We start from the raw sequence: 580 nt of genomic DNA on the forward strand, positions 1-580 counted from the left end.
ACCGCCGGCAACGGCACGTGGTGATCAACGCCGACGGCACGCTGACCTAACGCCGAATGCCAACTTTAACGGCACCGATACCGTGACCTACACCGTCAGCGACGGCGCCGGCGGCGTAGTCACCGGCACGCTGACCATTACGGTGACGGCGGTAAACGACGCCCCGGTGGCGGCGCGGATACCGCCACCACGCGGAAGACACGCCGGTCACCGTCGACGTGCTGGCGAATGACAGTCGATGTGGACGGCAACCCGTTAACCGTCACTGCTGCCACCGCCGGCAACGGCACCGTGGTGATCAACGCCGACGGCACGCTGACCTACATGCCGGATGCCAACTTTAACGGTACCGATACCGTGACCTACACCGTCAGCGACGGTGCCGGCGGGGTGGTCACCGGCACGCTGACCATTACGGTGACGGCGGTAAACGATGCACCGGTAGCCGGAGCCGATACGGCGACCACCGCGGAAGACACCCCGGTGACGGTGGATGTGCTGGCAAATGACAGCGATGCAGACGGTAATCCGCTGACCGTGACGGCTGCCACCGCCGGTAACGGTTCGGTGGTGATCAACC

At 65.0% G+C, this 580-nt stretch carries 2 protein-coding genes and 1 pseudogene; all 3 read left to right on the forward strand.

Annotated elements, in window-relative coordinates; all coding sequences use genetic code 11:
* The first annotated feature begins 82 nt into the window (after positions 1–82).
* Positions 83–232: a hypothetical protein gene (locus DDA898_RS24005; protein ID WP_498371142.1), complete on the forward strand. Its 150-nt coding sequence runs from the start codon at positions 83–85 to the stop codon at positions 230–232.
* Positions 223–399 (forward strand): annotated as a pseudogene (locus DDA898_RS24010) (cadherin-like domain-containing protein); the annotation flags it as partial. The gene DDA898_RS24005 and the pseudogene DDA898_RS24010, both read left to right, overlap by 10 nt.
* An 84-nt stretch (positions 400–483) precedes the next feature.
* Positions 484–580: Ig-like domain-containing protein (locus tag DDA898_RS24015; protein ID WP_498371143.1), on the forward strand; the 97-nt coding region annotated here is incomplete at its 3' end.

Origin of the sequence: Dickeya dadantii NCPPB 898 (assembly GCF_000406145.1) — a bacterium.
Classification (GTDB): domain Bacteria; phylum Pseudomonadota; class Gammaproteobacteria; order Enterobacterales; family Enterobacteriaceae; genus Dickeya; species Dickeya dadantii.